The organism is Acidobacteriota bacterium, assembly GCA_019347945.1.
Taxonomy (GTDB): domain Bacteria; phylum Acidobacteriota; class Thermoanaerobaculia; order Gp7-AA8; family JAHWKK01; genus JAHWKK01.
Genome location: JAHWKK010000012.1, coordinates 40,027 through 54,853 on the forward strand (window position 1 = coordinate 40,027; position 14,827 = coordinate 54,853).

Sequence of the window (14,827 nt, forward strand, 5' to 3'; positions counted from 1 at the left end):
CAAGGTTCAATCGGGGGTGGAGTGTGGTGTCGATCAAAAGATTCATTGCCGCGTCAACGGTCCTTCTGGCTCTCAGTCCTTCGCTGTTCGCTCAGAATTGGCCAATGCCGACGAAAAAGGATGTCGAACCGCTGGCCACGGTCAACGGTGTAGCAACTTTTCCTTATTCGTCGCCATTCGCTGATCACGTCGGACGCTTCGTCGATTCTTCCGAGACGAAAGACTTTCTCGGCAATCCGAGAACCTTCCGGGCCAAGGCGTTCGCTGTGTCCCGACAGAATGGCTCCGTATACGTTCGTCTCGGGGAGCGGTTCGCCGTCTACAACCTGCAGGGGTTCTTCACCGAGAAGCTCGGATCGCCGCTCACTGACAGCGCAACCTCGATCGCATCACCACCACGATCCTCGACACCCGAAAAATATCTCCAGTACAACGACCAGGTCGATCCCGAGGACCCCTCGCAGAAGCTCTGGACGGAAGTCAAGGATGGCCAGTCCCGTCTGTGGGAGGTCGCTGCGGACGACCGTGGCTATGTCTACGTCGCCTATGATCTGTGGGGATGGCTCATCCTGAAGGATCACGGGGGTTCCGTCGATGTCATCAGACAGCTCACCGGTCCGGAGGCAGGCAGCGCAAAGTTTCTGAAAGCCATCAAGACGGGCGGTAAGTACTACGTTCTCACGGGCGACGGAACCGAGGGCGTAAAAATCTGGGACGTGACCACTCCGGCCAGCCCTCAGTTCGTCCGGGAGATGCATCCCGGTGGATCATCCGGGTCCTACCACGCCGTCGCCGTCTCGGATACGCACGTCGCGCTCGTCGGAGAGCGGAACGTGGGAACACGCGAGGATCCGATATACGAGCAGGTATTCAACGTCTACACGCACGCGGGGGTCGTCGGCGGCCAGGCTCCTGTGTACACCAAGATCGACCCGAAGAGTGCCGTCGAGAGCTACATCAGCGCCGCATCAGACGGTCAGACTTTTTATCTGCTTTGGAGAACGCGGTCAGGCGACTCGGGAATCTACGCGGCTGCTCCTGCGGCCGGTGGGTTCAATGGATCTCAACTGCCGCAGCTGCAGTTTCCCGGTCAGTCCCTGGGAGGGCTGGCCTACCATGATGGCCATCTCACACTCTGGGGGACGGGCATCGACAAATACCAGAGGGGGTGGTTGTTTCGCGGTCAGGGGACGAGCTTCGAGGAGAGAGAGCTCGGCGACTTCCTGACTCTTTACTACTCGAACCCTCTTTCCGGCTGGGCGGTTGCCTTCAAGGCCGGGCCCTTGTGGGAAATCCTCTTCGTTCAAGAGGGGGGGAAGGACTATCTGGTCGTTTCCTCGCACGGACTCGGTGACGTTTACGAGCTCGAGGCACTCGACCGTCTGAGCGCAGAGCTCATGCCTGGATTCGGGACCCCCAATCCCAATGCACCCGCCTCGCAGCAACCCTTCTACGGCGATCCGATGACTTTCCGAAGCACGTTCGCAGAAGGGACCATCAGCGTCAGCTGGAACTTCGGAAACCCCGAATCGCTCGACAACATCGTCTCTTCGACTTCCGGCTCCGAGGTCGTTCACCAATACGCCGGTCTGACGACGGCGAGCGAGATCTCGACGCCGAAGACCGCGACGGTGACCGCGAATTCGGATCCCACAAACAAGGGCACGACCTCCGTGACGCTCGGCGTGCCGCAGGCTCGCCTGCTCCTGGGGGGAACGCTCGATTCGCTGACGAGTGAGGCCGGAGCTTCGAACGACGTCGTTCTCGGCGGCACCTTCGTCGACGGCTCCGATGGAAGCGTCGAGAGCCATTACTCGGTCTGGACCCAGGACGGAACCGAGATCCAGAAACTCCCGAACGAGTCGGTCGAGGCGGGAACCTGCGGTTCGCATACGATCCACCTGACGAGCAGATACGTTCCCTATGACGTTATCGGTGGGATCATCACGCCGGCGCTTTCTTCGCCGGGACACTTCGTCGTCGAGACGCCGCAGTATTCGTACTCGGTGAAGCCTTTCGTCGCGCGGATCTCCGCATCCAAATCGGGTGGAACGATCACATTCAAAAATGATGCGATCGTCGCCGACAACACGCAGTTCGCCGATGGTGCCGCGACGCCGTGGACCGAAACGTGGGAGCTGCGCGATTCCAGCGGTGGCGTCATCACCAACGGGCTCGTATCAGCGACGGTCGGAAGCCCCGGTACCTTCGCGGTCCAGGAAAGCCTGATTCAGCCGAACAGCAAGATGACGCTGACGATCAAGATGGATCCTGCTCTGATTGTCGATACCGGATGCCAGACGACTTCTGCGGCTCAGAGTCAGGCAACGATGAAGGCGAGCCCTCCCGATCCAATGATCACGGTTGTGGGCTGCGAAAACGCGGGATCGAGCTGCAACCTCACCGCGACGTCAGTCTCGGCGCAGGACACCAGCGACTGGACGTTCTCATGGACGATCAACGGCGCCAACGCCGGAAGCGGAAGCGAGATCGCGCCATCGATCACGACGGCCGGGACCTATAAGTTCGATGTGACGGCGACGAGCGTGTTCGGACAGGCGACAGCCACGAAGACGATCACTGTCGAGGAGCCGGTGTGCTCGGGCGCTCCCCCCGCGGGAGGCATCTCGATCAACCATCACGGCGCCAACACCAACTGCACGACGTGCGCGACCAACGAGCCGATCAAGTTCAGCCCGAAAGCATGGGGCGGCTACCAATTCCAGGAGTGCGACACCTTCAGCTGGAACTTCGGCGACAACTCGCCGGCATCGACCGAGATGAACCCCACTCACACTTTCCCCGGAAATGGACCGTACAACGTGACGCTGACGGTCACCAACACCGAGGGAAGCGCAACGGCCAACACCACGATCCAATTCGGATCTGGTGACGGCAGTGGCAGTGGCACCTGCAACGCACCGTCTGGTGCCGCGAGCCCGAGCTTCACCGGGCTCACGAGCGGCTGCAAGATCAACGGCGGTCCGTGTGCGACCAATGAAACGATCCGGTTCACCGGCGGCACCTGGCAGTACACCGTCCAGTCGTGCGACACATTCCTGTGGGAGTTCGGTGATGGATCGACCTCGACACAGAGAAATCCGAACAAGGCGTATGCGCAGTCGGGTACCTACAACGTGACGTTCACGATCCGGAACTCGAAGGGGCAGATCTCTCAGACGATTCAGGTGCCGGTGTCCGGGTCAGGCGGCGATGCGAGCTGCTCGAAGCCGCCACCGCAGCCCTCGATCAACTATACGGGAGCGAGCAGCGGATGCACGCAGAGCGGATCGACCGGATGTCTCCCGAGCGAGCCGATCAAATTCACGGCGGACTTCTGGCAGTACAAAGTTCAGACCTGTGACCAGTTCACCTGGAACTTCGGCGACGGAGGAACCTCGACGGAGAAAGAGCCGACGCACAGCTTTGGTCCGGGTGAGCACATCGTCACGCTGACGGTGAGCAACCAGAACGGCCAGGCGGTTGGGCAGACGACGGTCAACACCGGCCCTCCGGCCCAGGCTCCGGCCTCCGCGAGCTTCACCACGAGCACCACGCGACCGAAACCGGGCGAGCCGGTCAGCTTCTCGGCGACGACCTCGGGAGGCGATCCCGCAACCAAGTGGGATTGGAACTTCGGCGACGGAACGACCGGGACCGGCCAGAACGTCACCCACACCTTCAACGGTGAGGGCTCGTTCAACGTCACAATGACCGCGAGCAACAGCGGCGGCTCGGCCATCGCGTCGTCGGTGGTTCGCGTTACCGACTCGCTCATCTACGTACTCCCGGTCGTGGTCCACGCCGACGGTCAGAACGACAGCAAATGGCGAACCGATGTCGTCATCCACGTGCCCGAGGTCGACCCCAACGGAATCGAGATCGAGGCCAACTTCAGAGGCAACGTGAAGACGATTCTTCTCGACTCCTCCACGAAGGTGTTCGAAGATTTCCTGACCTTCTTTACGGACGAGCCGGGTGCTGGTCCCGTCTCGCTCAGCACGCCGGCGCCGCTCCAGATCTGGACGCGAACGTACAACGTCAGCGCGAGTGGAGTCGGAACTCTCGGCCAGCTCATTCCAGTCATCGACATGGAAGAGCGAAGCGGTTCGATGGGAGTGCCGAAATGGCACAGCATCGGATCGATCCGTAACGGCGACCGTCACAGGGTCGACTTCGGAGTCGTCAATCCGAACGATCAGAGACTCGACCTCACCGTCCACATGTACGACGAGACGTTTGGCCTGGAGGTGGAGACATTCAACGTATCGGTGCCTCCGTTCGAGTTCCAGCAGAAGAAGCTGCATCAGTGGGTGCCGGACTTCGATCTCGCTGGCGGGACGTACAGCCTTCGGATCGATAATCCCGCCGGACTTCCGATGACCGCATATGCGTCGGTGGTGGACAACATCAGCAACGATCCGGTGTTCGTCGAGGCGATCGAGGATTCGGCCGTCATGGGCGAAGCCGCGAGAGTCCAGATCGTGCCTGGCGTCGGAAACATCGGCGCATGGCGCACGGATCTGACGATCTTCAACCCCGATACGCAGGCCGTGATGATGGACGTCACCTACTTCGATCGGAGCGGCGCGGTCAATGCGACCGTACCGGGCGTGGTCATTCCGGGCAAGGGGTCGGTTGCGGTCACGGACGTAGTCAATTCTCAGTACATCCAGCAGCCCAACACTGCGGGTATTCTCCAGATCGAGACGAGAGGGCCGAACGCGCTCTACCCGATCATCTTCAGCAGCACCTACAACGACCAGCAGGCGGCCGGAACGTATGGCCACGGGATCCCGGCGTTCTCGAGAGGCGAACCGAACGTCACGAAGGAGCGCGGCGGAATCATCCCCGGAGTTCGTCAGGACTCGCGGTACAAGACGAATCTCGGTCTTGTCGCCCTCCATGCAACCGAAACCACAGTCGTTTCCGTGGAGCTTCTGGATCCGGTAACGGGCCAGACCCGGTCGATGCGGGAGGAAGCACTCGCGCCCAACGCATCGGTGATCATCAATGAGGTCATTTCGGGCTTCCTCGGCTCAGTCGCCGATCACGGCTCGCTCCGAATCAGGGTCATCTCCGGAGGCCCGGTCTGGGCATTCGCGACGGTTGCCGACCAGTTGACGAAGGATCCGGAGTACGTGCCGGCATTCCCCGAGATCGAGTAGGGGCCATAAGAGCGATCAATCCAAACAGGGCGAGACCAGGCGGTCTCGCCCTGTTTTTCGTTGAGTGCCTGGAGTTAGAATCAGTTCGATGCTTCCCGCCATTCGAGCCGTCGACTGCAGCAAGTCCTACAGACTCTACGAACGGCCTGCAGACCGGCTTTTCGAGCTGATCACCGGAAGGACGCGCCATCGCAGGTACGATGCCCTCAGCTCGGTCGATCTCGTCGTCGAGCAGGGGGAGACCCTGGGAATCATCGGACAGAACGGCGCGGGAAAAAGCACCCTTCTCAAGCTGGTCTGCGGAGTGACGACTCCGACCAGTGGCACACTCTCGACACGAGGCACGATTGCCTCGATCCTCGAGCTGGGGACTGGCTTCCATCCCGACTTTTCGGGCCGCGAGAACGCCTCGCTGAATGCCGCCATCATCGGCCTGACCCCCGCCGAGATCCGGGAACGTCTGCCTCGGATTCTCGAGTTCTCGGAGCTGGGCTCGTTTCTCGATCAGCCAGTCAAAACGTACTCGTCCGGCATGTACATGAGACTCGCTTTTTCGGTCGCGGTGAATGTGGATCCGGATGTTCTGGTGATCGATGAAGCACTGGCGGTGGGTGACGGACACTTTCAGAAGAAGTGCGTCGACAAGATCCGGGAGTTTCAGGATCGAGGGAAGACGATTCTCTTTTGCTCTCACGCGCTCTATTTCGTCTCGACGCTCTGCAGAAGGACGTTGTGGCTCGAGGGTGGGAAGGTTCGCAGGCTGGGAAAGACGATCGATGTGGTGCACGAGTACGAGGAGTTTCTTCTCGAACAGAACCGGACGACTCCCGAGGATTCGGCGGAGAAGACGCCGGCAGTCAGTCCCGTTCGAATCCGTTCAGTCGAGCTCGGCCCGCCGTCGGGGGGTGAAACGACAGTCTTTTCCACCGGCGACGATCTCGTCGTCAGGGTCGTCATCGAATCCGATGACGCGAGTACGCCGATCCACATACTCGCCGCCTTCGATCGATCCGCGGACGAGATTCAGTGTTTCGCGGTCGGCACGCATTTCGACGAGATGGCGCCGTTGAGTGGACGGAATCTCTACACGATCGAGCTGCGAATCGATTCGCTTCCTCTGGTACGAGGCGATTACGATGTCGTCGTCTTCGCGGGTGACGAGCACGGTGTGCACATTTACGATCGCGTCGATCTCAGGCCGGCGTTCTCGGTCGGCGGCGACCGTTACGAGATCGGATTGATTCGTCCAGTTCATCAGTGGTCGACCGGTACCGCTCTGAGGAAAACTGCAACATGATCGCGGTCGAGACCTCCCGGCAGCCGCTCGACGAGTGTGTTTTGTTCGCACTGGCCGTTGCCGAGTCTTCGGGAACGACCGAACAGGTGCGACAGCGTGAAGACCTCGACCCGTCCTGCGTCGAGGTGCACGGAGATGCCGAACAGCTCAGCTTCCGGTGGTCGCCCGAAAGGAGCCGATTCGAATCGACGACGGCACCGGCGATGAATCTGGTGGTCCCATTCTCGGTGGATGAGCCGTCGACCTCGCGGGTTCGAAGGATTCTGTACGAGGAAATCTCTCCGAGACAGCTACGGATGACGGCGCGCGTGATCGAGAGCGTGAAGAGTGACGACGTCATCTTCGCGTGCCTTGGCGGTGAGCGGGCCGGATCGGCAGGAGCAACGGAGGTCTGGCCCGATCTCGATGTCGTGGAACTGGTCCGGCTCGTGACGGCGAGCTTCGCGGTACTCGAAACGGTCGACGACTTCGAGCCTCACGGGCGAGTCTCGAGGCTTGCGAGGGCGCTCGGGATCGCCATCATCGATTTCGCCGGAGATCCGGTCCGAAGAGAGGACGATCCAGGGGTGAGCGTCGGCACGTGGGATCCCATGGCCTTCGCGAGAGCGATCACCGAGTTGACGGTCGCCGAAAGAACCCCTGTTCCGCGGCTGCCTCGTGGCTTCGCTTCGGATCTCGCCGGGGCTGTCAGGAGTTGACCGAGCCCGTCACGCTGCTGATCGTCAACTACAGATCTGCAGAGCTGACCTCGAGAGCGATCCTGAGCGCCCGGAAAACCACCCGGACTCCGCTCCGGGTCGTGATCGTCGACAATTCGGTGGATCCGGAAGAGGTGGTCAAACTTCGCGCGCTCGAAGCCGTCGAGGTGGTCGCTTCTCCTGACAATGTCGGATATGCGGCGGCGATCAACCGCGCGGTCGCCACTTTCAGGGGCGGCATTGTCGTGGCCAGCAATCCGGATGTCGAATTCGGTCCCGGTTGTATCGACGAGCTCGTGAAAAACCTCGGGTCGTCGATCGCCGCGAGTGGCCCACGGTTCTGGTGGGACCGAGATCGGAGCTGGCTTCTTCCACCACCCGAGACGATGAGCTTTCTTCAGCAGCTCGGTACGAATCTGGAGAATCGCTGGCTCTTCCGCCTTACGGATCGCGCGCGGAGGCGGGCTCGACTCCGGTTCTGGAGGAGAACTTCGACGGCAAGCGTTCCGGTGCTCTCAGGTGCCGTGCTGGCCTTCGATGTGGAGACGTTTCAACGCCTCGGCGGGATGGACGAGCGATTCAGGCTCTACTTCGAGGAAGTCGACTTCGCGAGGAGGGCGGCGGAGGCGGGTTTGTCACTGCGTCATGTGCCGACCGCCGGGTGCCGCCACCTTTACGGACAGTCGTCGTCAACCGAACCGCAATCGGCCGCATGGTTCGAGGAGTCCCGCCAGCTTTTCAATCGTAAATCGTTCGGCAGAATTGGAGCACGGATCCTTCGGGCTCGCCTGGGCCCGGTCCCCGACCGGAGCGAACGATGGTACGGGGAGCTTCCTCGAATCGAGTCGCCCGACTCGACGGTGATCGAGCTCGCAGCGGAGCCAGCGTTCCGAATGGCGGCGGGATTCTTCCCCCGAGAGTCGGAAATCGAGATTCCGAAGAAGGCGCTGGAGTCGAGCGGGTTCGAAAGGGTATGGTTTCGGGCTGTGAGTATCGCCGATCTCAAAACGCTCTGGACAGTCTCCCTGAACAGAGAAGACGGATGGTGAGAGAAAGCGTTCAGATGTCGGTCGTCACGATCGGTTCCTCTTCGGAGGATCTCGGTGAAGCTCTCGAGGCGCTTCGCGAGTGGCTCGATTCGACGAAATTGTCGTGGGAAGCGATCGTGATCGACGGGGGAGTGGACTCTCCGGAGGTCCGGCTCGAGGGCTGGCGTGTCATCAGGCCGGAAACCCGGGGGAAGGGCCGAGGGATCGCCGAGGCGGTGATGGAGACGAAGGGCGAGGTCGTCGTGGTCGTGGAGGATCTGATTGCCACCGAGCCGGGATCTCTGGGGCCTGCGATCACGCTCGTCCAGTCGGACGCTACGGACATCGCGCTGGTCGACCTGCAGAATCGTCAGCGCCAGAATACGTCGATCTTCGCGGCCCTCATCGGCTGGATCGTGGGAACCTTTCTCGTGTCCGATCCTCCTCCGACCGGTCATGGAGCGACGGTGTTCAGTCGAGCAGTCGGCCGCGACCTTTTCTCTCAGGCTCGAATCGATGGAGCGGGTGTCTGGAACGAATTTCTCTACCTGGCCCGCAAATACGGCTATCGGATCGAACGGCTGGCTGCTGAACGAGTACCTTCGGCGCCGATCCGACCGGGCCGATCGTGGGGTGAGGTTCTCGACATCGTCCGAACCCGGCTCAACGACAGGCGAATGCGATACCGGATTCCGAGACGCTGTCCGGTATGCATGTCAGCGGAGACCGGGACGAGGCTGCAAATCGACGGCGAGATCGTTAGGGCGTGCCGGCGATGTAAATGCCGTTACCTTTCAGTGCTGCATCGGAACGACGACACCGACGAACCAACCGGGACCATGAAGAGGGATGAGGTCGATTCCGAGGGGGCTACCGAGACCAGGGCCGCCATGATGACCGCCCGGCGTCGTCTGCAACTCGTCTGCAGGTTCGTTCCGTTCGGCTCGCGGGTTCTCGAGCTCGGGTGCGGCGCTGGGATATTCGGCAGCGTCGCCAGAGAGGATTTCGGCTACTCCGGCGTCGACGAGTCCTCGATCGCAGTGCGTCGAGCCCGGCAGAAGGGACTCAACGTCGTGAGAGGAGAATTGAATGGATATGTGAGCCTTAACGGGCCATTCGACTGCCTGCTGGCCTTCGACGTGATGGAGAGGTTTCCGGATCCTCATTTGGCGTTCGAGCAGATTCGTCGGCTGATCAAACCTGGTGGCGTACTGATTGTGACAACGCCGGATACCGAAAGTCTGATCGCAGAAATATCGGGCGATCGGTGGCTCAGGAGGCGTTTTCCGCAAAATCGCATTCTCTACTCTCGCACGGCTCTTCTCGAGCTTCTGGACAACGAGGGCTTCGACGTCGAATCAGCGGCCTCGGAGCTGGAGCTCCGCGAAGCCGACGAATTGGAGCCGGGCGTATTCAGGTCGCTCGGCAGAATCGTTCAGATGATCACGCGGCGACCTCTGCTCTGTCCGTGCGGAACTGTTCGCATCGTTGCGCGGCGTCGAGCCGGCTCGGCACTCGGGGAGCGTTATGAGAAGAGAGTTGCCGCGGAGCGTGCCTTCTGAGACGCCCTGGCTTTCGCGTACGGAAAGCAACGCCCGACGACATCGATGCGCTCGGAAGGCTGTTCCAGCTCGTTTTCGGCGAGCAGCGTCTCCCGGAGGTCTGGAGATGGAAGTACTTTGCAAACGAGCAGGGTACCCACAGTTGGGTGGCCGATGCCGGAGATCGTCTCGTCTTTCATTGCGGAGCCACGCCCGTCCCATTCCGGACTCATGGAACGCTCGGGACGGCGCTGCAGCTGACGGATTTCATGAAGGATCCCGGCTATGCCGATGGAATCGGACCTGGCGGGGCCTTCGTGCGGACGACGTCTGCCTTTTTCGCCGACGTCGTCGAGCGTCGATCGGCAGACCTGATGTACGGTTTTCCCGGCGAACGTCACCGACTTGCAGGTGAAAAGGTACTCGACTACAAGACTGCCTTTCCGGTTCATGAGGCGCGCCTCGAGCCAGCGGGATCGATCTCCGGACAGCAGCTTCGAGCGCTGGACCCCGATGTTCTCGAGCGGTTCGATCAGGGCAGCGGATCTGATGTACGAATGGTTCGTTCACCGCGGCTTCTGAGGTGGCGGTACCTCGATCGACCCGGAGCCGATTACCGGTATCTCGGCGCGGAGTCCGGAGCCTGCGCGATCGTTCGTCCGGTTCAGGACGAATTTCGGTTGATGGAGGTCGGAGGGGAGATTTCGGTTGAAAGCATCGAAGGGCTGGCCCGGCGTCTCGCAGAGCTCGGGCGTCCCGTCGTCGGGTGGTTTTCTCCCTTTCACCCGGTGGGAGTTGCCCTCGCGAAAGCCGGATTCGTATTCGGAGCTCGCGATCATTCGCTGGCAGCCGCCTGGTTCAGCAGCGAGGCGGATACTCGCCGCAGGAAGTATTTCGATTCGAGGGTTCTGAGCAAATCAGACTTCTACTACACGCTGGGTGATTACGACGTATGGTGAAAGCGTGCCGCGAGAATCGGCTCGATCTCGGCGGGGGGGAGGGGTCTCGCAAAGAAATACCCTTGAAGATGTTCGCAATGTTCAGCACGAAGAAACCGGCTCTGGACCTCGGTCTCGACTCCTTCGGCAACGACATCGAGCCCGAGTTGCCGCGCCAAGGCCAAAACGGCGGAAATGATCGCTGAGCTCTGCGTCTGTTCCCTGACCTCCTCGATGAACACCCGATCGATTTTGATGCGATCCACGGGAAAGCGACTGAGATAACTCAGCGAGGAGTAGCCGGTGCCAAAGTCGTCGAGCGCGATCCGAACGCCCATTTTCTTGAATTCGTGCAGATTTTCGAGAGCGAGCTCGGGATTCTGCATCGCGACGTTCTCGGTGATCTCGAGCTCGAGACAGGATGCGTCGATACCGTATTTGCCCAGCAGGCCCTGGACACGGCGGGGAAGCGTCGTGTCGTGGAACTGACGTGGAGAAAGATTGACGCTCACCCTGGTCCGAATGCCGACGGAGATCCAGAAGTGGAGCTGTTTCAGAGCTTCAGACATGACCCAGTCGCCGATTGCGTTGATGAGGCCTGAACGTTCTGCAAGGGGGATGAAATCGGTGGGCAGAAGCTCTCCTCTTTCCGGATGGTTCCAGCGTACCAGAGCTTCCACGCTCACGATCTCTTCGGTTGCAGCGTGAATCAGCGGCTGATAGTGAAGGTGGAGCTGTTGCATTTCGACGGCCCGATGAAGATCGGCCTCCAATTTCATCTTGTCCACTGCTTTGTCATTTTCCAGCTGGGACGAGAAAGAAAACGTGTTCTTGCCGATGTCTTTTGCCGTGTGCATCGCGATATCCGCGGACTTGAGAAGCGACTGACAATCGATACCGTTTTCTCCCGACAAGGCGACCCCCGCGCTTGCCGAGATCAGCACCGTTCGGTTTTTCAGAAGGTAAGGTCTGGATACGGCCTGGACTACTTTCGTCGCGATAGCCTGGGCACCTTCGCGATTTTCGACGATGGCCGCGATTGAAAACTCGTCGCCGCCCAGACGGGAAACGATGTCGTCATTTCGGAGGGCCTTCTGTATTCGGAAGGCAACGAGCTGGAGCAACTCGTTACCGACGCTGTGGCCGAGCGTGTCGTTGATGACTTTGAAATCGTCGAGACCTACCAGCAGCACCGTTACGAATCCCTTTGTCCCGGCGCGCGATATGGCTTCGGTGACGTGCTGCTCGAAAAGTGCAGCGGAAGGGAGACCGGTCAAAGTGTCGTGAAAAGTCTGATACTCGGATTTTTCCTCGGCGAGTCGCCGATCGGTGATGTCGAATGCCGTTCCCTCAATGACGCTCGACTCGCTTGCTGGTGTCTCCAGCAGGGAGAGGTTTTGCACCGTCCATATCGGCGTTCCGTCTTTCTTCCTGAGCGCGAGCTCGATCCCTGTAACGAACCCTGTGCGCCGGAGAGCTTCGAATGCACTTTCACGATCCCGCGAGTCGACGTAGAGGTCGCCGCCGCTGCGAATCAGCTCCTGCCTCGAGTCGTACCCGAGGAGCCTGGCAAACGCATCGTTGCACTCGAAGACGCGGCCATCCTCCACCCGCGCCCGAAAGATCCCCGCCAGGCTGCGATCGAACAGCATGCGGTATCGGCGGTCGAGCTGGTCGTGTTCGCGCTTTCTTTCGCGCGCTTCGGTGACGTCGATCATGGAGCCCCGCGTACCGTGCAGCCGGCCGTCGCGGAGAACAGGAGAGTCGGAAACGATCACCCGTCGGATCGATCCATCCGGCCGCTGGATTTCGTACTCCAGGTCCGCCACACTCAATCCTGCGTGGAGAGACTCGAAATGACGTCGGAATACGGGACGGTAATCGCTGACCAGATTCTCTTCGAACGGTTTGTTGACGATCTGGCTTCGTGATCGACCCAGAATTATCGCCTCGGAATCGTTCAGCTCGACGTATCGGCCCTCTGCATCGAGACTGTGCAGGCCGACGGGCGCCGAGCGAAAAAGATCGGCATAGCAATCCGCATCGGTGGGGGACGGGCATGATGCGTTCCTCATGACCCCGACGAATCCTCGCGGAATCTCGGACGGGAAGGAGCCGAACGAGACTTCTGCGTCGATGACCCGATTGGTGCTGTCCAGAACGGGAAACCGGACGGCGGTCCATGGGGTGGCAGGCCGGCCTTCCGAGCTGGCGAACCGCTCGAGGGCACTCTGGTAGAGAAGCTGATGGTCTCCGGGAATGAGGGCGTTGAGGGTTCGGCCTACCAGATCGGCGGGATCGTAGCCGAGGATGGACTCGGCCCCGGGGTTGATCGAAAGGATGCGGCCCGCGGAGTCGATGATGCCGATCACGTCGCTGGTACCGACGGTCTCTTCCGGACCCACCGTTTTCGAGGACTTCCTCACCCGATCATTCCCCTCCCCACACCGCTCCTCGAGTCCTGCCCATCCTACCTCACCTTTCCTCCGTTGGCCACCCCGGATCGGCCGGTTTCTGCTAATATCCGGAGCGGTTCAAACCGGAGGAAAATATGAGGAAAGATGTCTCCAGATTTTGGGTATTGGTTATGGCTTTCGCGGTCGTCATGGCGTCTCCGATCCATGCGAATGGAGTCGATGAGGAGGATCTCGAAGACGAAGGACGCGGCATCATCGAGAACTACGAGGAGATGGTCGAGGGCGACGGCATCAACTGGATCTGGGTCGCGCCGGGCATCACTCTGCGAGATTACAGAATCGACGTCGGCAGATTCGAGAATCTGTCGGGCGAGAATGATGACGACATGGAAGAAGCGCTCAACGACGGCTTTCAGCAGGGTTTCGGGGAGCTGTCCCGGCGCGCCGACCGAAAGGGAACGCTGACGACTCAGAATGCCATCCACTGGGCGGAGGAGGCCAGCGAGGGCAAGCGATGGATTCCTTTTGCCGGCCATCATCTTGCTCAGGCCGGGGTTGGAATCGAGATGATTTTCCGCAACTCGAGCGGAGAGGTCGTCGCGATGGTCCGCCATTCCGGCCGTGAGGGGAACGAGCTCGAGGACGCGGCGGAAGAGCTCGTCGACGACCTGATTGATTGGGTCAACGACAACTAGTTCCCGTCAGCCGAGGGCGGTGGCAAAGGTCGAACGCAGCTCGGAAAACACATTCTCCGCGGGGATACCTTTGTCACGGTATCCCCCGGCTTTTCTGATCAGCGAAGCCAGCTTCGAGTCGTCGAGCTTCTTCGAATCGAGGGTTTTGCCGTTGATCTCGCAGAACGTCAGGGCTGCAGCGAGTGCAAGGCGCTGGTTGTGGCTTCCGAACGGCTGGTTCTGCAGCAGAGCGAATGTGAAAGCTGCTGCTTTCTCGGCGATCGTCGAATAGGCATCCCTTCCGAAGATGGACGCCCGAGGCCTTTCTACCGCGTTGAGCAGGCCGTAGCGCGAGACGACATCTCCTCCCACCGCCGTCTTCGGTCCGAGCTCCTCGGCCAGCGCCCGGTGCATCCCGATGAGGTCCTCTTCAGTGAGGTACAGGGTTTCCGCTGCCGGCCTATTCGCGGAGCTTCCCGAGAACACCAGCATACTTCTTGACAACTTTCTGGAAACCGGCGGCAACGTCGGGCGACTGGAAGGTGTCCTTCCCTTTTTTGCTTTTGCCGGAGCTTTTTTTGGGGCTGGCTTTTTTCGGGCTGCGGGTTTTTTTGGAGCCGCCTTTTTTTTGGCTGCTTTTTTTGCCGGAGCTTTTTTTGGGGCTGGTTTTTTTCGAGCTGCTGGCTTTTTTCGAGCTGCTGGTTTTTTTCGAGCCGCTGGTTTTTTTCGAGCCGCTGGCTTTTTTCGAGCCGGTGGCTTTTTTTTGGCTGCTTTTTTTGCCGGAGCTTTTTTTGGGGCTGGCCTTTTTCGGGCTGCGGGTTTTTTTGGAGCCGCCTTTTTTTGGGCTGCCTTTTTTGCTGCCTGCGGCTTTTTTACCTTTTTTCGCGCTACTTTTTTTTGACTTTTTTTTGCCATTCATAAGCCCCCCGAAGTCGTATCATAAACATGATAAAGCGTTGAGTCAACGTATTTTAACTCGTGAGGGCGGTAAGAATCCCCCGAAATGGCTTGATCACTTCCTAATCGATTGATCCGACGCGGCTTAAACTCGTAAATATTCACGATA

Annotated in this window: 10 protein-coding genes; 7 read left to right on the forward strand and 3 right to left on the reverse strand. The window is 60.0% G+C overall.

What is annotated here, in order from left to right:
- The first annotated feature begins 104 nt into the window (after window positions 1–104).
- The 6 genes from KY459_09500 to KY459_09525 all read left to right on the forward strand — a co-directional run bounded on the left by KY459_09500 (window position 105) and on the right by KY459_09525 (window position 10,691).
- Window positions 105–5,168 carry a PKD domain-containing protein gene (locus KY459_09500; GenBank protein ID MBW3564946.1) on the forward strand — a complete coding sequence of 1,688 codons (5,064 nt, stop codon included), beginning with the start codon at window positions 105–107 and terminating at the stop codon, window positions 5,166–5,168.
- 88 nt (window positions 5,169–5,256) lie between these two features.
- Complete coding sequence (locus tag KY459_09505; GenBank protein MBW3564947.1) at window positions 5,257–6,465, forward strand: ABC transporter ATP-binding protein; 1,209 nt, start codon at window positions 5,257–5,259, stop codon at window positions 6,463–6,465.
- Window positions 6,462–7,163, forward strand: a complete 702-nt coding sequence (locus tag KY459_09510) for a hypothetical protein (protein ID MBW3564948.1) — start codon at window positions 6,462–6,464, stop codon at window positions 7,161–7,163. The genes KY459_09505 and KY459_09510 overlap by 4 nt, the downstream gene beginning before the upstream one ends.
- Window positions 7,160–8,212, forward strand: a complete 1,053-nt coding sequence (locus KY459_09515) for a glycosyltransferase (protein ID MBW3564949.1) — start codon at window positions 7,160–7,162, stop codon at window positions 8,210–8,212. The genes KY459_09510 and KY459_09515 overlap by 4 nt, the downstream gene beginning before the upstream one ends.
- The gene (locus KY459_09520; GenBank protein ID MBW3564950.1) at window positions 8,209–9,753 is read left to right on the forward strand and encodes a methyltransferase domain-containing protein; all 1,545 of its coding nucleotides are present in this window, start codon (window positions 8,209–8,211) and stop codon (window positions 9,751–9,753) included. The genes KY459_09515 and KY459_09520 overlap by 4 nt, the downstream gene beginning before the upstream one ends.
- The gene (locus KY459_09525) at window positions 9,750–10,691 is read left to right on the forward strand and encodes a GNAT family N-acetyltransferase (GenBank protein MBW3564951.1); all 942 of its coding nucleotides are present in this window, start codon (window positions 9,750–9,752) and stop codon (window positions 10,689–10,691) included. The genes KY459_09520 and KY459_09525 overlap by 4 nt, the downstream gene beginning before the upstream one ends.
- On the opposite strand, the gene KY459_09530 is transcribed toward KY459_09525, so the two are convergent.
- Window positions 10,676–13,096: an EAL domain-containing protein gene (locus tag KY459_09530; GenBank protein ID MBW3564952.1), complete on the reverse strand. Its 2,421-nt coding sequence runs from the start codon at window positions 13,094–13,096 to the stop codon at window positions 10,676–10,678. The genes KY459_09525 and KY459_09530 overlap by 16 nt on opposite strands.
- Before the next feature lie 179 nt (window positions 13,097–13,275).
- Here KY459_09530 and KY459_09535 point away from each other — a divergent pair, with 179 nt between their 5' ends.
- Window positions 13,276–13,782: a hypothetical protein gene (locus KY459_09535; GenBank protein MBW3564953.1), complete on the forward strand. Its 507-nt coding sequence runs from the start codon at window positions 13,276–13,278 to the stop codon at window positions 13,780–13,782.
- Window positions 13,783–13,788: 6 nt separating this feature from the next.
- Here the strand turns inward: KY459_09535 and KY459_09540 are convergent, their stop codons facing one another.
- The gene (locus KY459_09540) at window positions 13,789–14,175 is read right to left on the reverse strand and encodes a Fic family protein (protein MBW3564954.1); all 387 of its coding nucleotides are present in this window, start codon (window positions 14,173–14,175) and stop codon (window positions 13,789–13,791) included.
- Window positions 14,176–14,221: 46 nt separating this feature from the next.
- Window positions 14,222–14,680: a hypothetical protein gene (locus tag KY459_09545; protein ID MBW3564955.1), complete on the reverse strand. Its 459-nt coding sequence runs from the start codon at window positions 14,678–14,680 to the stop codon at window positions 14,222–14,224.
- Between the last annotated feature and the right edge of the window lie 147 nt (window positions 14,681–14,827).